General features: G+C 67.3%; 14 protein-coding genes. 7 read left to right on the top strand and 7 right to left on the bottom strand.

Going from position 1 to position 13,216, the window contains the following annotated elements:
* Nucleotides 1-49: 49 nt before the first annotated feature.
* Complete coding sequence (locus AAFN89_RS09835; protein WP_347538521.1) at nucleotides 50-877, bottom strand: tetratricopeptide repeat protein; 828 nt, start codon at nucleotides 875-877, stop codon at nucleotides 50-52.
* A gap of 76 nt (nucleotides 878-953) precedes the next feature.
* On the opposite strand from AAFN89_RS09835, the gene AAFN89_RS09830 reads away from it, so the two are divergent.
* The 3 genes from AAFN89_RS09830 to AAFN89_RS09820 are packed head-to-tail and all read left to right on the top strand — an operon-like array spanning nucleotide 954 to nucleotide 2,908.
* The gene (locus AAFN89_RS09830) at nucleotides 954-1,454 is read left to right on the top strand and encodes a MarR family transcriptional regulator (RefSeq protein ID WP_347538519.1); all 501 of its coding nucleotides are present in this window, start codon (nucleotides 954-956) and stop codon (nucleotides 1,452-1,454) included.
* Nucleotides 1,451-1,660, top strand: a complete 210-nt coding sequence (locus AAFN89_RS09825; RefSeq protein ID WP_347538517.1) for a hypothetical protein — start codon at nucleotides 1,451-1,453, stop codon at nucleotides 1,658-1,660. The genes AAFN89_RS09830 and AAFN89_RS09825 overlap by 4 nt, the downstream gene beginning before the upstream one ends.
* Nucleotides 1,661-2,908: a nitrate/nitrite transporter gene (locus AAFN89_RS09820; protein ID WP_347538515.1), complete on the top strand. Its 1,248-nt coding sequence runs from the start codon at nucleotides 1,661-1,663 to the stop codon at nucleotides 2,906-2,908. It abuts the gene before it with no gap.
* Between the two features lie 70 nt (nucleotides 2,909-2,978).
* Here AAFN89_RS09820 and AAFN89_RS09815 read toward each other — a convergent pair whose 3' ends face one another.
* The 5 genes from AAFN89_RS09815 to AAFN89_RS09795 all read right to left on the bottom strand — a co-directional run bounded on the left by AAFN89_RS09815 (nucleotide 2,979) and on the right by AAFN89_RS09795 (nucleotide 8,591).
* Nucleotides 2,979-4,082, bottom strand: coding sequence for a tellurite resistance/C4-dicarboxylate transporter family protein (locus AAFN89_RS09815; protein WP_347538513.1), 1,104 nt, complete (start codon nucleotides 4,080-4,082; stop codon nucleotides 2,979-2,981).
* A gap of 4 nt (nucleotides 4,083-4,086) precedes the next feature.
* The gene (gene cobT, locus AAFN89_RS09810; protein WP_347538511.1) at nucleotides 4,087-5,952 is read right to left on the bottom strand and encodes a cobaltochelatase subunit CobT; all 1,866 of its coding nucleotides are present in this window, start codon (nucleotides 5,950-5,952) and stop codon (nucleotides 4,087-4,089) included.
* Between the two features lie 28 nt (nucleotides 5,953-5,980).
* The gene (gene cobS, locus AAFN89_RS09805) at nucleotides 5,981-6,976 is read right to left on the bottom strand and encodes a cobaltochelatase subunit CobS (RefSeq protein WP_347538509.1); all 996 of its coding nucleotides are present in this window, start codon (nucleotides 6,974-6,976) and stop codon (nucleotides 5,981-5,983) included.
* 56 nt (nucleotides 6,977-7,032) lie between these two features.
* Nucleotides 7,033-7,602 carry a DnaJ domain-containing protein gene (locus AAFN89_RS09800; RefSeq protein WP_347538507.1) on the bottom strand — a complete coding sequence of 190 codons (570 nt, stop codon included), beginning with the start codon at nucleotides 7,600-7,602 and terminating at the stop codon, nucleotides 7,033-7,035.
* 62 nt (nucleotides 7,603-7,664) lie between these two features.
* Nucleotides 7,665-8,591 carry a DMT family transporter gene (locus tag AAFN89_RS09795; protein ID WP_347538505.1) on the bottom strand — a complete coding sequence of 309 codons (927 nt, stop codon included), beginning with the start codon at nucleotides 8,589-8,591 and terminating at the stop codon, nucleotides 7,665-7,667.
* Nucleotides 8,592-8,834: 243 nt separating this feature from the next.
* Between AAFN89_RS09795 and AAFN89_RS09790 the strand changes: the two genes are divergently transcribed.
* From AAFN89_RS09790 to AAFN89_RS09780, 3 genes are all read left to right on the top strand, one after another.
* Nucleotides 8,835-9,746: a DMT family transporter gene (locus AAFN89_RS09790; protein ID WP_347538503.1), complete on the top strand. Its 912-nt coding sequence runs from the start codon at nucleotides 8,835-8,837 to the stop codon at nucleotides 9,744-9,746.
* Nucleotides 9,747-9,843: 97 nt separating this feature from the next.
* Nucleotides 9,844-10,158, top strand: a complete 315-nt coding sequence (locus tag AAFN89_RS09785) for a hypothetical protein (RefSeq protein WP_347538501.1) — start codon at nucleotides 9,844-9,846, stop codon at nucleotides 10,156-10,158.
* Between the two features lie 5 nt (nucleotides 10,159-10,163).
* The gene (locus AAFN89_RS09780) at nucleotides 10,164-10,637 is read left to right on the top strand and encodes a hypothetical protein (RefSeq protein ID WP_347538499.1); all 474 of its coding nucleotides are present in this window, start codon (nucleotides 10,164-10,166) and stop codon (nucleotides 10,635-10,637) included.
* 12 nt (nucleotides 10,638-10,649) lie between these two features.
* On the opposite strand, the gene AAFN89_RS09775 is transcribed toward AAFN89_RS09780, so the two are convergent.
* The gene (locus AAFN89_RS09775) at nucleotides 10,650-11,810 is read right to left on the bottom strand and encodes an iron-containing alcohol dehydrogenase (protein WP_347538497.1); all 1,161 of its coding nucleotides are present in this window, start codon (nucleotides 11,808-11,810) and stop codon (nucleotides 10,650-10,652) included.
* Nucleotides 11,811-11,971: 161 nt separating this feature from the next.
* Between AAFN89_RS09775 and AAFN89_RS09770 the strand changes: the two genes are divergently transcribed.
* A complete protein-coding gene (locus AAFN89_RS09770; protein WP_347538495.1) occupies nucleotides 11,972-13,213 on the top strand; it encodes a YeeE/YedE family protein in 1,242 nt (413 codons plus the stop codon).
* Nucleotides 13,214-13,216: the final 3 nt, after the last annotated feature.

The following is a 13,216-nucleotide window of genomic DNA, read 5'->3' as shown; positions in this document are numbered from 1 at the left end:
CGGCTCGGAGGCCGGAATGACCAACAAGAAAATGGCGAGCCTTACCCGCTCACGACGCCGGGGACACCGTTACCGGCGGGGCGGCGTCGATCTGGTTTCGGGCCCACTCGTAGTAGGCCAGGTTCCGCTCCACCGTTCCGGGGTCGTAGTCCAGCGCGGCCATGCGGGCGGCCGCTTCGTCGTCCCCGGCAAGACCGTAGACCAGCGCCAGGTTCTGGCGGTGGCGGGCGGTGGCCTGCGGGTCGTCGGTCACATTCTCCAGGATCGCGATCGCCTGGCCGTAATCGCCGGCCAGCGCGTAGGAGAATCCCAGATTGTTGAGGAGGTTGAGGTCGTCGGGCGCGAGCGCCAGGCCGCGCCGGTACTGGAATTGCGCGTCGGCATGATCGCCGGCCATGTCGCGGGCGACGCCGAGGCCGTTATAGGCCTCTGCGTCGGAGGGATCGATCCGAAGCGCGGTGCGGAATTCCTCCGCCGCCTCAAGCGGCTGGTCCAGCGCGACGAGCGCCCGACCCATGCCGCGATGGGCCTCGCCGCTCAGCGGCTGGCGTGCGACGGCGGCACGGAAGGCCTGGAGGCTGTCGCGCCCGCCGCCCATGTCCCACAGCGTCTCCCCCAGCGCCAGCAGCGGCTCCACAGCCTCCGGATTGGCCTTGTGTGCGCGGTCGTAGAGCGCGGCCGCCATCGGAAGGTCGCCGTTCCCGCGCGTGGTGTCGGCGATCATCATGATCTCCCGCCATTCCTGGCTGTCGGCGGCCGCCAGCGGGTCTGTCTCCGGCCCACCGGCGAGGTCGCCGAGCGTGGTGCAGCCGGCGGTCGTGGCCAGCAGCGCGAGCGCCGCCACAGTCGACAGTATGGGCGAACGGGAAAGGGCCATGGGGGCGGTGTCCGCAGGGGTTGGTTAACGCCAGGTCGCGGAGCATCGCAAATCACAGTTAACAGACCTTAAAGGCTTGGCCGGCAAAGTGTTCGCCGTGGAAACGACCAAGACCCCGGACTCCCCGGCCCTCTACCGCGACATGGCGCGGACCATCGACAGGCTGCACCGTCGCTTCATGGACGTGCTGAGGCTGGAGATGACGCGCCTGGGTGTGGAGGACCTCAGCCCCGTGCAGCTCATGATGCTGCTGACCATCGGCGACGACGAGCTGTCGGTCCGCGACCTGATCGAGCGCGGCTACTATCTGGGCTCCAACGCCTCCTACAATCTGAAGCAGCTTGTCGAGGCGGGCTATGTCGACCGCGCGGCGTCCGCTCGCGATCGGCGATCCGCCCGGCTGCGGCTGTCCGACAGGGGAAGGGCGCTGCGCGACCGGATCCAGGGGATGGAGGAAGGGCATGTCGAGACCCTGGCCGCCGACCCCGCCGACCTGGAAACCACCTGCCGCACCCTCCGCCGCGTGGAGCGCGCCTGGACCGACATGGTCCGCTACGAGGGCGCGGGCTGGGGTTGATCCCTGAGCCGCTTCTGCGTGATGAGCCGGTCACCGACGTCGTGGTGAACCGCCCGCGCCAGATGTTCGTCGAACGCAACGGCAAGCCGACCCTGCCCGGCGTCCATTTCCGCGACGACGCTCATGTCACGACGATCGTCTGCGTGATCATCGCGATTTCCTTGATTATCCTCCGAGGTGACGATCGGAACCGGGGAGGGACGTGAATGGCCAAGGATGGAAATCTCACCGTACTCGCCATCACCACACTTTCGTTCACCGTCTGTTTCGCGGTGTGGATGATGTTCGGGGTGATCGGAATTCCGATACGCGACCAGTGGGGCCTTGATTCAACCCAGTTCGGCCTTCTCAGCGCGACGCCGATATTGACCGGCGCGCTGTTCAGGCTGCCGCTCGGCATCTGGACCGACCGCTTCGGCGGTCGTCGCATCATGCTCCTTCTTTTGCTCGGCTGTGCCGTTCCTCTCTGGCTGGCGAGCTATGCCACGGCTTTATGGCAATTGCTGTTGCTGGGCCTTGCTCTCGGTTTCGTTGGTGCCTCGTTCTCCGTGGGAACTCCCTATGTGGCGCAGTTCTTTCCCAAAGAGCAGCGCGGTTTCGCCATGGGCGTCTTTGGCGCCGGCACGATCGGCGCAGCGCTCAACATGTTCGTTGCGCCAATCCTCATCGGGCAGTACGGGTGGGAGATGGTGCCGAAGGCGTATGCGGTGGCGCTGGTGGTCACGGCCGCCCTGTTCTGGATCTTCTCGGCGAGGGATCCCGAAAGATCCGCGGACGCCGCATTGCCCATGATGCGCCAACTCGTGGTGCTGCGGGATCGCCGCGTCTGGAAATACTGCCAGTACTATTCAATCGTCTTTGGTGGCTTTACGGCGCTGTCGATCTGGATGCCGCAATATTTCACGACGGAATATGGCTTCTCCATAGCATACGCCTCGCTCCTTGCCGCTGGTTTCTCGCTGCCGGGCGGGGCGTTTCGCGCTCTGGGAGGGTGGTTGTCCGATCGTTTTGGCGCTCACTCGGTAACCTGGTGGGTCCTGTGGATCAGTTGGGTCTGCCTGTTCCTGCTGTCCTACCCAAGGACGGAGTTGGTTGTGCATACGATCGACGGGCCGTTGAGCTTCAACATCGCCCTGCCCTCCTGGCTGTTCACCGGCCTGCTCTTCGTGCTGGGCGTAGCCTTCGCCTGCGGCATGGCCTCGACATTCAAATATATCGGCGACGATTTTCCGGACAGTATGGGTGCGGTTTCCGGCATTGTCGGCATGATCGGCGGCCTTGGCGGATTCCTGCTGCCTATCATGTTCGGCGTCGTGCTCGACTGGATCGGGGTCAGTTCAAGCTGTTTCATGCTGCTATACGGGATCGTCGCGGTGTCCCTGATGTTGAACTATCTCACCGAAGTGCGACGGGCGCCGGTAATGGGCGAGGGGGATGCCGATCGCGCCGGGTAAATTCAGCCTCGTGCGCCCCATGATGCTGCTGACCATCGGCGATGATGAACCGCCCGGCCAAAATGGTCCGCTATGAGGGCGCGGGCTGGGGCTGAGCCCGGAACCGCCTGAAGCTCCGCCAGGAGGCTCTCAGGAATCCCGCCGCCGTCGCCAACCACAGGGCGAGCGCAACCCAGACCATGGTCCGCGCGACCGCGCCCAGCGGCGTGAAATCCGCGGCGAGCGACAGGCGGAGGCTGGCCAGCGCGTACATGCCGACCGGGAAGACCAGGCTCCACAACATCGGCGTATAGGTCATGGGCACGCGGCAGATCCCATGCTTCCACAGGCCGAATAGGATCAGCAGCGGGATCCACCAGCTTCCCCAGGCCCACATGATCAGTGATACGCCGTCGATGAAGGGCCGCATCGCCTCCAGGAAGGGCATGCCGCTGCTGGTCAAAAGGAGGATCGATCCGGCGTTTGTGGAGATGGCTGCGGCTCCCATCACGACCCATAGCAGGGGTGTGATATCCTTCGGCTCGAAGGCGAAGAAGAAGATGCGGTGAGCGAACAGGGTGATGAAGACGCCGTAGAGCCCGAGCCCCACGCCCCACAGCATGTGGATCAGTACGAAGGCCGATGGCGCGAGGCGGCCCAACTCAGGCGCGACGATCGTGCCGAGCACGACCAGAGACTGCGCGCCGACGATGGCATTCAGCCAGCCGCCATGGACGACGTTCGCCTCCTGCGCGGATTTCAGGAAGGTCAGCACGCCGAAGCTGAAATAGATCAGCACGAACCAGAGGACAAGCGCCGCGAGCCACAGACCGAGGGCGATGCCGGTCAGCCCCCTGATGCTGAGCGAGACGCCGAAGACGTCGCAGGCCGCGACGATGGTGAAGAAGCCGAAGACCAGCCGCGGGCTGGTGAGGTCGGCCCACAGCGCCGCGCGGTGGCGCAGCGCGCGGAGCAGGGTCGCAGCCAGGAGCCAGGGCAGCAGCACGGCGTTCACCGCCAGCAGCGCGTCGGAGATTGCGCGGTGGCCGGTGAAGGCCATGGCGTTGGAGATGATCCCGGTCGCCATGACCATCGCGAAGCAGCCGGGATAGAGCGTCCCGATCTCCCGGTCGATCCAGGCGGCGAGGCGGAAGCGTGTGGTCGGCGCGGCGGTATCCGAAGGGGCGGAGGCCAAATCGTCAGCCGGCCCGGCGCGCGGCGCGGGGGGCGGAGGAATGTCCCTTCGGCTCCTCGTCGAACAGCTCCGCCAGCTTGTCGATCATGGTGCCGCCAAGCTGCTCCGCATCCACGATCGTCACGGCGCGGCGATAGTAGCGGGTGACGTCATGGCCGATGCCGATGGCCATAAGCTCGACCGGCGAATAGCGCTCGATCCATTCGATCGCCTGCTTCAGATGCTTCTCCAGGAAGCTGCCGGTGTTGACCGACAGCGTGCTGTCGTCCACCGGCGCGCCGTCTGAGATCACCATCAGGATGCGCCGCTGTTCCGGCCGGCCGATCAGCCGGTTGTGCGCCCACAGTAGCGCCTCCCCGTCGATATTCTCCTTCAGGATGCCTTCGCGCAGCATCAGCCCCAGATTCTTCCGCGAACGCCGCCAGGGAGCGTCGGCGTTCTTGTAGACGATGTGGCGCAGATCGTTCAGCCGGCCGGGCTGCGCCGGCTTGCCCGCCTGGATCCATTTCTCCCGCGAATTGCCGCCCTTCCACGCCTTGGTGGTGAAGCCCAGTATCTCCACCTTCACCGCGCAACGCTCCAGCGTGCGGGCCAGAATGTCGGCGCTCATCGCCGCGATAGAGATCGGGCGGCCGCGCATGGAGCCGGAATTGTCGATCAGCAGCGTGACGACCGTGTCCCGGAAATCGGTGTCCTGCTCCTGCTTGAAGGACAGCGGCGTCAGCGGGTTGACGACCACGCGGGCCAGCCGCGCGGCATCCAGGATGCCTTCCTCCAGGTCGAACTCCCACGACCGGGTCTGCTGGGCCATCAGCTTGCGCTGGAGCCGATTCGCCAGCTTCGCGATGACGCCCTGGAGGTGCTGGAGCTGCTGGTCCAGCATGAGTCGCAGGCGCGCCATCTCGTCGGGGTCGCACAGCGCGTCGGCCTCGATCGTCTCATCGAACTCCGTCGTGAAGACCTTGTAGGAAGGGTTGTCGGGATCGTTGCGCCGGTCCATGTCGGGCCGCCAGGGCTGGCCCGGCGCCTCCGTCTCCGCGCCGGCATCCTCCTCCATGTCGCCGTCGATCTCCTCGACGCCGCCATCGGTTTCCGCCTCCTCGCCCTCCTGCGGGTCGCCCTCCAGGCTCTCGGCCTCGGCGGTGCTTTCCTCCCCTTGACGGCTGCCCTGGTCGGGGCTTTCGGCCTTCTCTTCGTCCTCGGCATCCTCCTGGTCGTCCGGCTCGGGCTCTGTCTCGTCCCCGATCTCCATGTCCAGATCGCGCAGCAGCCGGCGGACCTCGCGGGCATAGGCCTCCTGGTCGCCGACCATTTCGCCCAGATGCCCCAGTTCCCGCCCGATCTTGCTTTCGATCCAGGGACGCCACAGCTCGACGGCCTGCCGCGCGGCGGGGGGCGGGGCCTCCCCGGTCAGCACCTGGCGGGCCAGCAGGCGCATCGCTTCCGGCAAGGGCATCTGGTCGCGTTCCGTCACGCGTTCGAAGCCCTGCCGCCGGCAGCGTTCGTCCGTCGCGGCGGCAAGGTTGGACCGAACGCCGGCCATCTGGCGCGTGCCGATGGCCTCGCACCGCGCCTGCTCCAGCGCCTCGAACGCGGCGCGGGCCGTCTCGCCCGCCGGCAGCCGGCTGGCATGCAGCCTGGCGTCATGATGGCGAAGCCTTAGAGCCACCGCGTCGGCCGCACCGCGCACCTTCGCCGCCTCCATCGCCGTCAGCGCACGCGCAGGCTGCGGCAACCGCGCGCGGTTGCCGGCGAAGCCGGGCTGGTCGGCGGTGAAACTGATGACCATGTCGTCGCGTTCGGCGATCGCCCGCACGGCGGCGGCGGTCGCGCGCTTGAACGTCTCGACGGGGCTGTCGTCCTGCGTCATGTCAACTCGGGCTTGCCGCGGCGGAAGGTCAGGAGACGTGCATTCCCACGCCCGTCTCCGGCAGCTCCGTGCCGAAGCAGCGCTGGTAGTATTCGGCGATCACCGGCCGCTCCACCTCGTCGCACTTGTTGAGGAACGTGACCCGGAAGGCGAAGCCCAGATCGTCGAAGATGCGCGCATTCTCCGCCCAGGTGATGACGGTCCGGGGCGACATGACGGTGGAGATGTCGCCCGCGATGAAGCCGGCGCGCGTCAGGTCGGCAATGCGGACCATGGCCGCGACCGTCTCCCGCCCCTCCGCATCGTCATAGTCCGGCGCCTTGGCCAGCACGATCTCCACCTCCTGATCGTGGGGCAGGTAGTTCAGGGTCGTCACGATATTCCAGCGGTCCATCTGGCCCTGGTTGATCTGCTGCGTGCCGTGATAGAGGCCGGTCGTGTCGCCCAGCCCGACCGTGTTGGCGGTGGAGAACAGGCGGAAGGCGGGGTGCGGGCGGATGACCCGGTTCTGGTCCAGCAGCGTCAGCTTGCCTTCAACCTCCAGCACGCGCTGGATCACGAACATCACGTCCGGCCGGCCGGCGTCATATTCGTCGAACACCAGCGCGCAGGGGTTCTGCAGCGCCCAGGGCAGGATGCCTTCCCGGTACTCCGTCACCTGCTTGCCGTCGCGCAGCACGATCGCGTCCTTGCCGACGAGATCGATGCGGCTGATGTGGCTGTCCAGATTGACGCGGATGCAGGGCCAGTTCAGCCGGGCGGCCACCTGCTCCACATGCGTCGATTTGCCTGTGCCGTGATAGCCCTGGATCATCACCCTGCGGTTATGGGCGAAGCCTGCCAGGATCGCCATGGTGGTGTCGCGGTCGAAGCGGTAGGCGTCGTCGAACGCGGGCACATGCTCCGTCGGCTGGCTGAAGGCCGGGACCTTCATGTCGCTGTCGATGCCGAAGGTCTGGCGCACCGAAACGCTGATGTCGGGCGTGTTCTCGTGCGCCGTCTGGGGGGCCGTCTGCGTGGACATGATGCTCCAGTGTCGAAACGATTAGAAATGGCCGTCTAGGGGCGGAGGCCGGCAGCTTACGCGGCGAAGGATCGTTTGAGAACGCCGTAAGCGTGGTTGATCGTCTTCAGCTTCTCCTCCGCCTCCCGCGATCCGCCGTTGGCGTCGGGATGGTGCTGCTTGACCAGCGTCTTGTAGCGCGCCTTCACGGTGGCGAAATCGACCGGGAAATCCAGGTCCAGCACCGCCATGGCGCTTTCCTCCTCCGTCCGGTGATGGCGCGGCTGCTCCCGGCGGGCATGGGACTGCGCATCGTCCTCGCCCGTGAACTCACGGCGGACGCGCTCCCGCAGCGCCTCCTCATAGCGGCGCTGGGTCCCCATGGGCCAGGACTGCCGCTGCCAGACCGTGTCCATCCGGACCATCCGTTCGACCTCGTCATCGCTCAGCCCGGCGTAGAAGTTCCAGGCCTTGTTGTATTGCCGGACATGATCGAGGCAGAACCAGTAATAGTCGTTCAACCGGTCCCGCGATTTTGGCGCGCGATGCTCGCCGGTCGCCGCGCAGCCCGGATGGTCGCAGGACCGCGTTTCCGGCTCCGGCGGATAATCGTAGAGACGCGAATATTTGCGACGTTCGGCGCGCATGATCTTCCAAGTATGGTCAGCGCCCAAGGCGCTGGCAAGGCGGCCCTGAACCCCGGTGGTCCCTATGATGCGGCGCGGGCCGTTCGACGGTCCGCGACGGCGACGAAGGCGAGGCCGCAGGCGATGAGGGCGAGCCCCGCGCCCTTGGTCGCGTTGATCGGCTCACCCAGCATCACGGCCGAGAAGACGAGCCCCGCCGCCGGCACGCCCAGCATCCCAAGCGATGTGGTTACGGCGGGCAGCGCCCGGTTCAGCGTGATGACGGCGAAGAAGCAGAAGGCGGTGGCGATCGGCCCATTATAAACCAGGATCGCCGTCAGCTCCCAGCCCCAGTCGACCGGCCGCCCCGCTTCGGTCAGGAGAGCGATCGGCAGCACCATCAGGGTCGCCACCAGAAGCTGCCAGCCCACCAGCTCCAGCGGCGGGCTATCCCATCGATGACCCCTGATCTGGAGGATCTGGCCGGCCCAGAGCAGCGCGCCCAGCATCAGCGCGCCATTGCCGATGAGGACGTCGCGGCTGCTCCAGTCGATCGCGACCGGGTTGAACATCACGGCGACGCCGGCGAGACCGACCAGTACGCCGAACAGCCGCAGCCCCGCCACCTTCTCCCCGAACAGCAGGATGGCGCCGGGCACGACCCAGAGCGGCGTCGTATAGGCCAGGATGGAGGACCGGCTGGCCTCGACATACTGCAAGCCGAAGGTGCAGAGCGTCATGAACCCGCCCATCTGGAACAGCCCGACCGACAGCACGATCGGCCAGTCCCGCCGCGTCGGCCAGTGGAGGCGGCCCGTCGCGGCGGCGAAGGCGAACATGCATGCGGCCGCCATCGCCATCCGCCAGGTGACGAAGGTCATCGGCCCCATATGGGTGAGCCCCAGCTTCATCACCGGCCAGTTGAGGCCCCACAGCACGATGACCGCGGCCAGAAGCAGCAATGCCGATCGCCGGCCCGTGGAGACGGCGAGGGAAGCGGAAGAAGACATGGAGGAAACCGTGCGGGGGGAGCGGTGAGACGAGAAGCGCATCTTCCTCCCGTTGCCGCCATGGGGCAAGCCTCGGGGGATCGGTCTTGGGACCGGGCGGCGAAGAAGGACGATCCTTGATCGCCATCCGCGTCCCCGTCAGAATGGGTCTTTCCTGCTCGTTCCTGGCGCGGAATCCAGCCCGGCGGCTTCGGTCGGCGGGAACCGCGCCGTCGGGCTTTCCTTTCGTTGCCTGTCAGGCCCATGCCCCCCATCCGTCCTCCCACCGCCGCCGACACCACGAAGCTGTTCCTCCTGGGCGCGATCTGGGGGTCGGCGTTCCTCTGCATCGCGATCGCGTTGGAGGATTTCCAGCCCATGACGGTGGCGGCCGTAAGGATCACGCTGGCCGGGCTGGCGCTCTGCTCGGCCGCATGGCTGCGGGGCGAGAGGGGGAGCGTCGACGGGCGCATGCTCCTGCTGCTGGTGCTGATCGGCTTCTTCAACAGCGCGTTGCCCTTCACCCTCATCTCTTGGGGACAGCAGCATATCGATTCCAGCCGGGCCGCCATCCTGATGGCGATGGGGCCGTTCATCGTGCTGCTGATGTCCCATCTGTTCACCAATGACGACCGGCTGACCGCGCCGAAGCTGGCGGGGATGGCGCTGGGGTTCGGCGGGGTGGTGCTGCTGATCGGCGCCGATGTCCTGTTCGGCGCGCGGTCGGGCGTGCTGGGCCAGCTTGCCGTCGTCGGGGCGTCGACCAGCTATGCCGTCGCCGGGTTGCTGACCCGCCGGGCGGCCACGCTGCCGCCCCTTCTCTGGAGCGGGATCGTGCTGATGACGGCCTCGGCCTATATGGTTCCGGCGGCCCTGGTGGTGGACCAGCCCTGGACGGCGACGCCGGACTGGCGGTCGATGGCGGCGCTCCTCTTCCTCAGCGTGGGGCCGACGGGCTTCGCCTATGTGCTGCGGTTCCAGATCATCCGCAATTGCGGCATGACCTTCATGTCCCAGGTCAGCTATCTGGTGCCGATGTTCGGTGTCTTCTGGGGCTGGCTGTTCCTGGCCGAGACGCCGTCGCCCCGTCTATGGGCGGCGCTGGCCCTGATCGTGGCGGGCATCTATGTCAGCCGGCTGGGCCGCCGCCGCGGCGCGGGCGTTGCCGCCCGATAAACGGGCCGCGACGGATCATTTCGATCCGGGCCGTGTTTCTAAGGGCGTAGCGTTTCGCCCGGCATGGGCATCGTCATCGAACAGGAGGAGGGGCCGGATGGCAACCACCCGAAATCTCGAAACGGAATTCGACACGTTCAAAGCCGACATCGACAAGCTGCGCCTGGATATCTCCAACCTGTCTAAGGCGCTGGGCGACACCGCGCGGTCGGAAGTGAACACGCAGGCCGGACGTGCGAAGGGGGCCGCCCGCGACGCCGCGGACCGGCTGGACGAGGCGACCCTCCGCGCGCGCCTGAAGGCGCGGGAAGGCGCGACGGCGATCGAAAACCAGATAGAGGAACGGCCGTTCACCAGCGTGATGGTCGCCTTCGGCATCGGGCTCCTGCTCGGCAAGGTGATGGACCGCTAAGCGGCATGCTGCCGCTTTTCAGACTGCAGCGCGTCGCCGATGCGGAGATGTTGCGCGCGCGCATCAGGGCGCGCGCGGCGGCCATCCGCTTCGGCGTCTATCTCTTCGCCGGGCTGCTGGGGCTGGTCGGCGTCGGATTCTTCCTGCTGGCCGGGTTCCTCGCCCTCGCGAAATCCCAGGGGCTAATCGTAGCCGCCCTGGTGATGGGCGGCATCGTGCTGATCCTCGCCCTCCTGCTGGCTCTGCTGGCGCGCCCGCTCAGCGGCCGCAGGCTGGTGGCCGCGGCTGATATCGCGGCCAACCAGGCGCGGGCGGACCTCAAGGCGGATACAGCGCAACTCGGGCTGCTGGCCGGAGGGCTCGGCGCTTCCGCCGGCGCGGGCGGCCGGCGCTGGTTCAGCGCCAATCGCGGAGGCGTCCTGATCGCCGCGATCCTGGCTGGCGTCGCGGCCTCGATGTTCTCCGGAAAAGGGCGCTGACCGTCGGCGGCGTCACGCCGCCCGCAACAGCGCCTCGGCCAGGTCGGCGACATCCCGGTCGCTGAGCTTTCGGCAGTTCGGTTCGATCATCGGCCGGTTCGCCGGCTCCAGCGTGGCCCTGGTCAGACGATCGAGGTCGGCGGTTCCCAGCCCGTCCTTCTCCAGCCCGATTTCGATACCCGAGCTGCGCAGGAAGACGTCATAGGCTTCCGCCAGGGTCTCCAGACCTGTGCCCATGGCCTGAGCGACAGCCGCGTGCCGATCGGGCGCGGCGGCGATGTTGCCCGGCAGCGCGACGCGGAGGCAAAGCCCGACCGCGCGGCCGTGATGGATGTGGCCGATGGCTCCCAGCGCGTGGCCCAGCGCGTGGGCGATCGCGGTGCCGCAGGAATCGATCGCCGCGCCGGCCAGAAGGGCGGCGCGCTGAAGCGCCTCCCGCGCCTCCAGATCGTCGGGCCGGGCCAGCGCCACGGGCAGCCATTCCGCGACCAGCGCGATCGCCTCATGCGCCCAGCCGTCCGCCGAAGGGTTCGGCCGGCGATTGTTGGTGCAGGCCTCGATCGCATGGACCATCGCGTCGATTCCCGTGGCGGCCGTCAGGAAGGGCGGAAGACCCATCGTCAGGATCGGATCCAGCACCGCGACCTTCGGCCGGAGCGCCTCGCCCCACGCCCAGACCTTGGCGCCGCTGTCGAGCGTATAGACCGTCGTCCGCGTCACCTCCGAACCCGTGCCTGCCGTCGTCGGCACGGCGATGATCGGCAAGGTCCGGTCCGGAATCGGCCGATCCATGCAGGCATAGGCGGAAGAGGGGGCGTCTCCCGCCGCCGTCGCCGCGGCCAGCTTGGCCACGTCCAGGGCCGACCCGCCGCCGATCCCGACGATCACCTGCGCCCCAATCCTCCGCGCCTGCTCCGCCGCCCGGTCCACCTGTGCCGCAAGGGGATCGGACTGGATATCGGTGAATGTCTCGAAATCGAAGCCGGCATCGGCAAGGGACTCCATCGTTCCGGCCGCCAGCCCGCTTTGAGCAATGAACGGATCGCAGACCAGCAATGCGGCAGCCCCCTTGCCGACGAGCGCCGCCGCATGGATTCCGACCCTCCGCGACGACTCGGCGCCGACCGCCAATTGAATGTCCAACGCCTGCGAAACCGCGCTGTTCAAAGCCATCCGATGCTCCCCTGTTTCGGCCGGGAGGAGTGTCCGACAGTCGGGTTCCCGATGGCCATGGGAAATTGAAGTCTGATGTCACATTTTATTTTTGTTATATAAAATTAGTAATCACACGTTATATCCGGGAAATCTCGCTCGACACTGGCAATGCTCGGATCATGACTGACCTCTCCCTTTCGCGGCCCCTGCCGCGCGCCATACCGGGCGGCAGCCTGTCCGGCCGCGATCTGCGCGTCTTCCTCATCGCCGCCATCCTTCTGCTGGCAGGTGCGGTCTATCTCAACCATCTGGTCGGTTGGCGGCAGGCGGCTCTCTTCGCCGTTGGCGGCGGGCTGGGGATCACGCTCTACCATGCGGCGTTCGGCTTCACCTCAAGCTGGCGGGTCTTCATCGCCGACCGCAAGGGCGCCGGTCTCCGGGCGCAGATGGTCATGCTGGCCCTGGGCAGCCTGCTGTTCTTCCCGGCATTGGCGGCGGGGAGCCTGTTTGGTCAGCCGGTCGAGGGTTTCGTCTCGCCGGCCGGGACGGCGGTCGTGATCGGCGCCTTCCTGTTCGGCGTCGGCATGCAGCTCGGCGGCGGCTGCGCCAGCGGCACGCTCTTCACCGTCGGCGGCGGCAATACGCGTATGGTCGTGACGCTGTTCTTCTTCGTCGTGGGTTCGGTGATCGCGACGGCGCACCTGCCCTGGTGGTTCTCCCTTCCGGCTCCGCCGCCGGTCTCCATCGTGGACAGCCTGGGGCTGGGCCCGGCGCTGGCGCTCAACCTCTCCATCTTCGCGGCGATCGCGGCCGGGACATGGTGGCTGGAGAAGCGCCGCCACGGCGTGGCCGCGCCGATCGCCGGCGAACGGTCCCAACCGCTGTGGAGGCGGCTGACGCGGGGGCCGTGGCCGCTGGTCTGGGGGGCGATCGCCCTGGCGCTGCTGAACTTCGCCACCCTCTATCTCGCCGGACGGCCCTGGGGCGTCACCTCCGCCTTTGCGCTGTGGGGCGCGAAGGGCGCGCAGGCGCTGGGCGTCGACATCCTGTCATGGCCCTACTGGTCGGCGCGGGAGGCGGCGCTGGAAGCCGGCATCGCCCACGACATAACCTCCGTCATGGATATCGGGCTGGTCCTCGGCGCCCTGGCGGCGGCCGGCCTCGCCGGGAAGTTTGCGCCGGTCTGGCGGATTCCGGCACGGTCACTGCTGGCGGCCGCTGTCGGCGGCGTGCTGCTCGGCTATGGCGCGCGTCTGGCCTTCGGCTGCAATATCGGCGCTTACTTCAGCGGCATCGTTTCCGGCAGCCTGCATGGCTGGCTGTGGCTGGTCGCGGCCTTCATCGGCAATATCGCCGGCACGAAGCTGCGCCCGCTCTTCGGGCTGGCCGTGGAGCGGACGCCGCGTCAGACCGTCTGCTGACCG

This window comes from Inquilinus sp. CAU 1745, assembly GCF_039839375.1.
Taxonomy (GTDB): domain Bacteria; phylum Pseudomonadota; class Alphaproteobacteria; order DSM-16000; family Inquilinaceae; genus JBDOQU01.
The sequence above is the reverse complement of the archived record's forward strand: the minus strand, read 5'-3'. Positions and strand labels throughout refer to the sequence as shown.

Excerpts from the sequence above, each read along its gene's own strand:
- AAFN89_RS09835 (WP_347538521.1), bottom strand. The coding sequence starts at position 877 with ATGGCCCTTTCCCGTTCGCCCATACTGTCGACTGTGGCGGCGCTCGCG.
- AAFN89_RS09820 (WP_347538515.1), top strand. The coding sequence starts at position 1,661 with ATGGCCAAGGATGGAAATCTCACCGTACTCGCCATCACCACACTTTCG.
- cobT (WP_347538511.1), bottom strand. The coding sequence starts at position 5,952 with ATGACGCAGGACGACAGCCCCGTCGAGACGTTCAAGCGCGCGACCGCC.
- cobS (WP_347538509.1), bottom strand. The coding sequence starts at position 6,976 with ATGTCCACGCAGACGGCCCCCCAGACGGCGCACGAGAACACGCCCGAC.
- AAFN89_RS09800 (WP_347538507.1), bottom strand. The coding sequence starts at position 7,602 with ATGCGCGCCGAACGTCGCAAATATTCGCGTCTCTACGATTATCCGCCG.
- AAFN89_RS09795 (WP_347538505.1), bottom strand. The coding sequence starts at position 8,591 with ATGTCTTCTTCCGCTTCCCTCGCCGTCTCCACGGGCCGGCGATCGGCA.
- AAFN89_RS09790 (WP_347538503.1), top strand. The coding sequence starts at position 8,835 with ATGCCCCCCATCCGTCCTCCCACCGCCGCCGACACCACGAAGCTGTTC.
- AAFN89_RS09785 (WP_347538501.1), top strand. The coding sequence starts at position 9,844 with ATGGCAACCACCCGAAATCTCGAAACGGAATTCGACACGTTCAAAGCC.
- AAFN89_RS09780 (WP_347538499.1), top strand. The coding sequence starts at position 10,164 with ATGCTGCCGCTTTTCAGACTGCAGCGCGTCGCCGATGCGGAGATGTTG.
- AAFN89_RS09775 (WP_347538497.1), bottom strand. The coding sequence starts at position 11,810 with ATGGCTTTGAACAGCGCGGTTTCGCAGGCGTTGGACATTCAATTGGCG.
- AAFN89_RS09770 (WP_347538495.1), top strand. The coding sequence starts at position 11,972 with ATGACTGACCTCTCCCTTTCGCGGCCCCTGCCGCGCGCCATACCGGGC.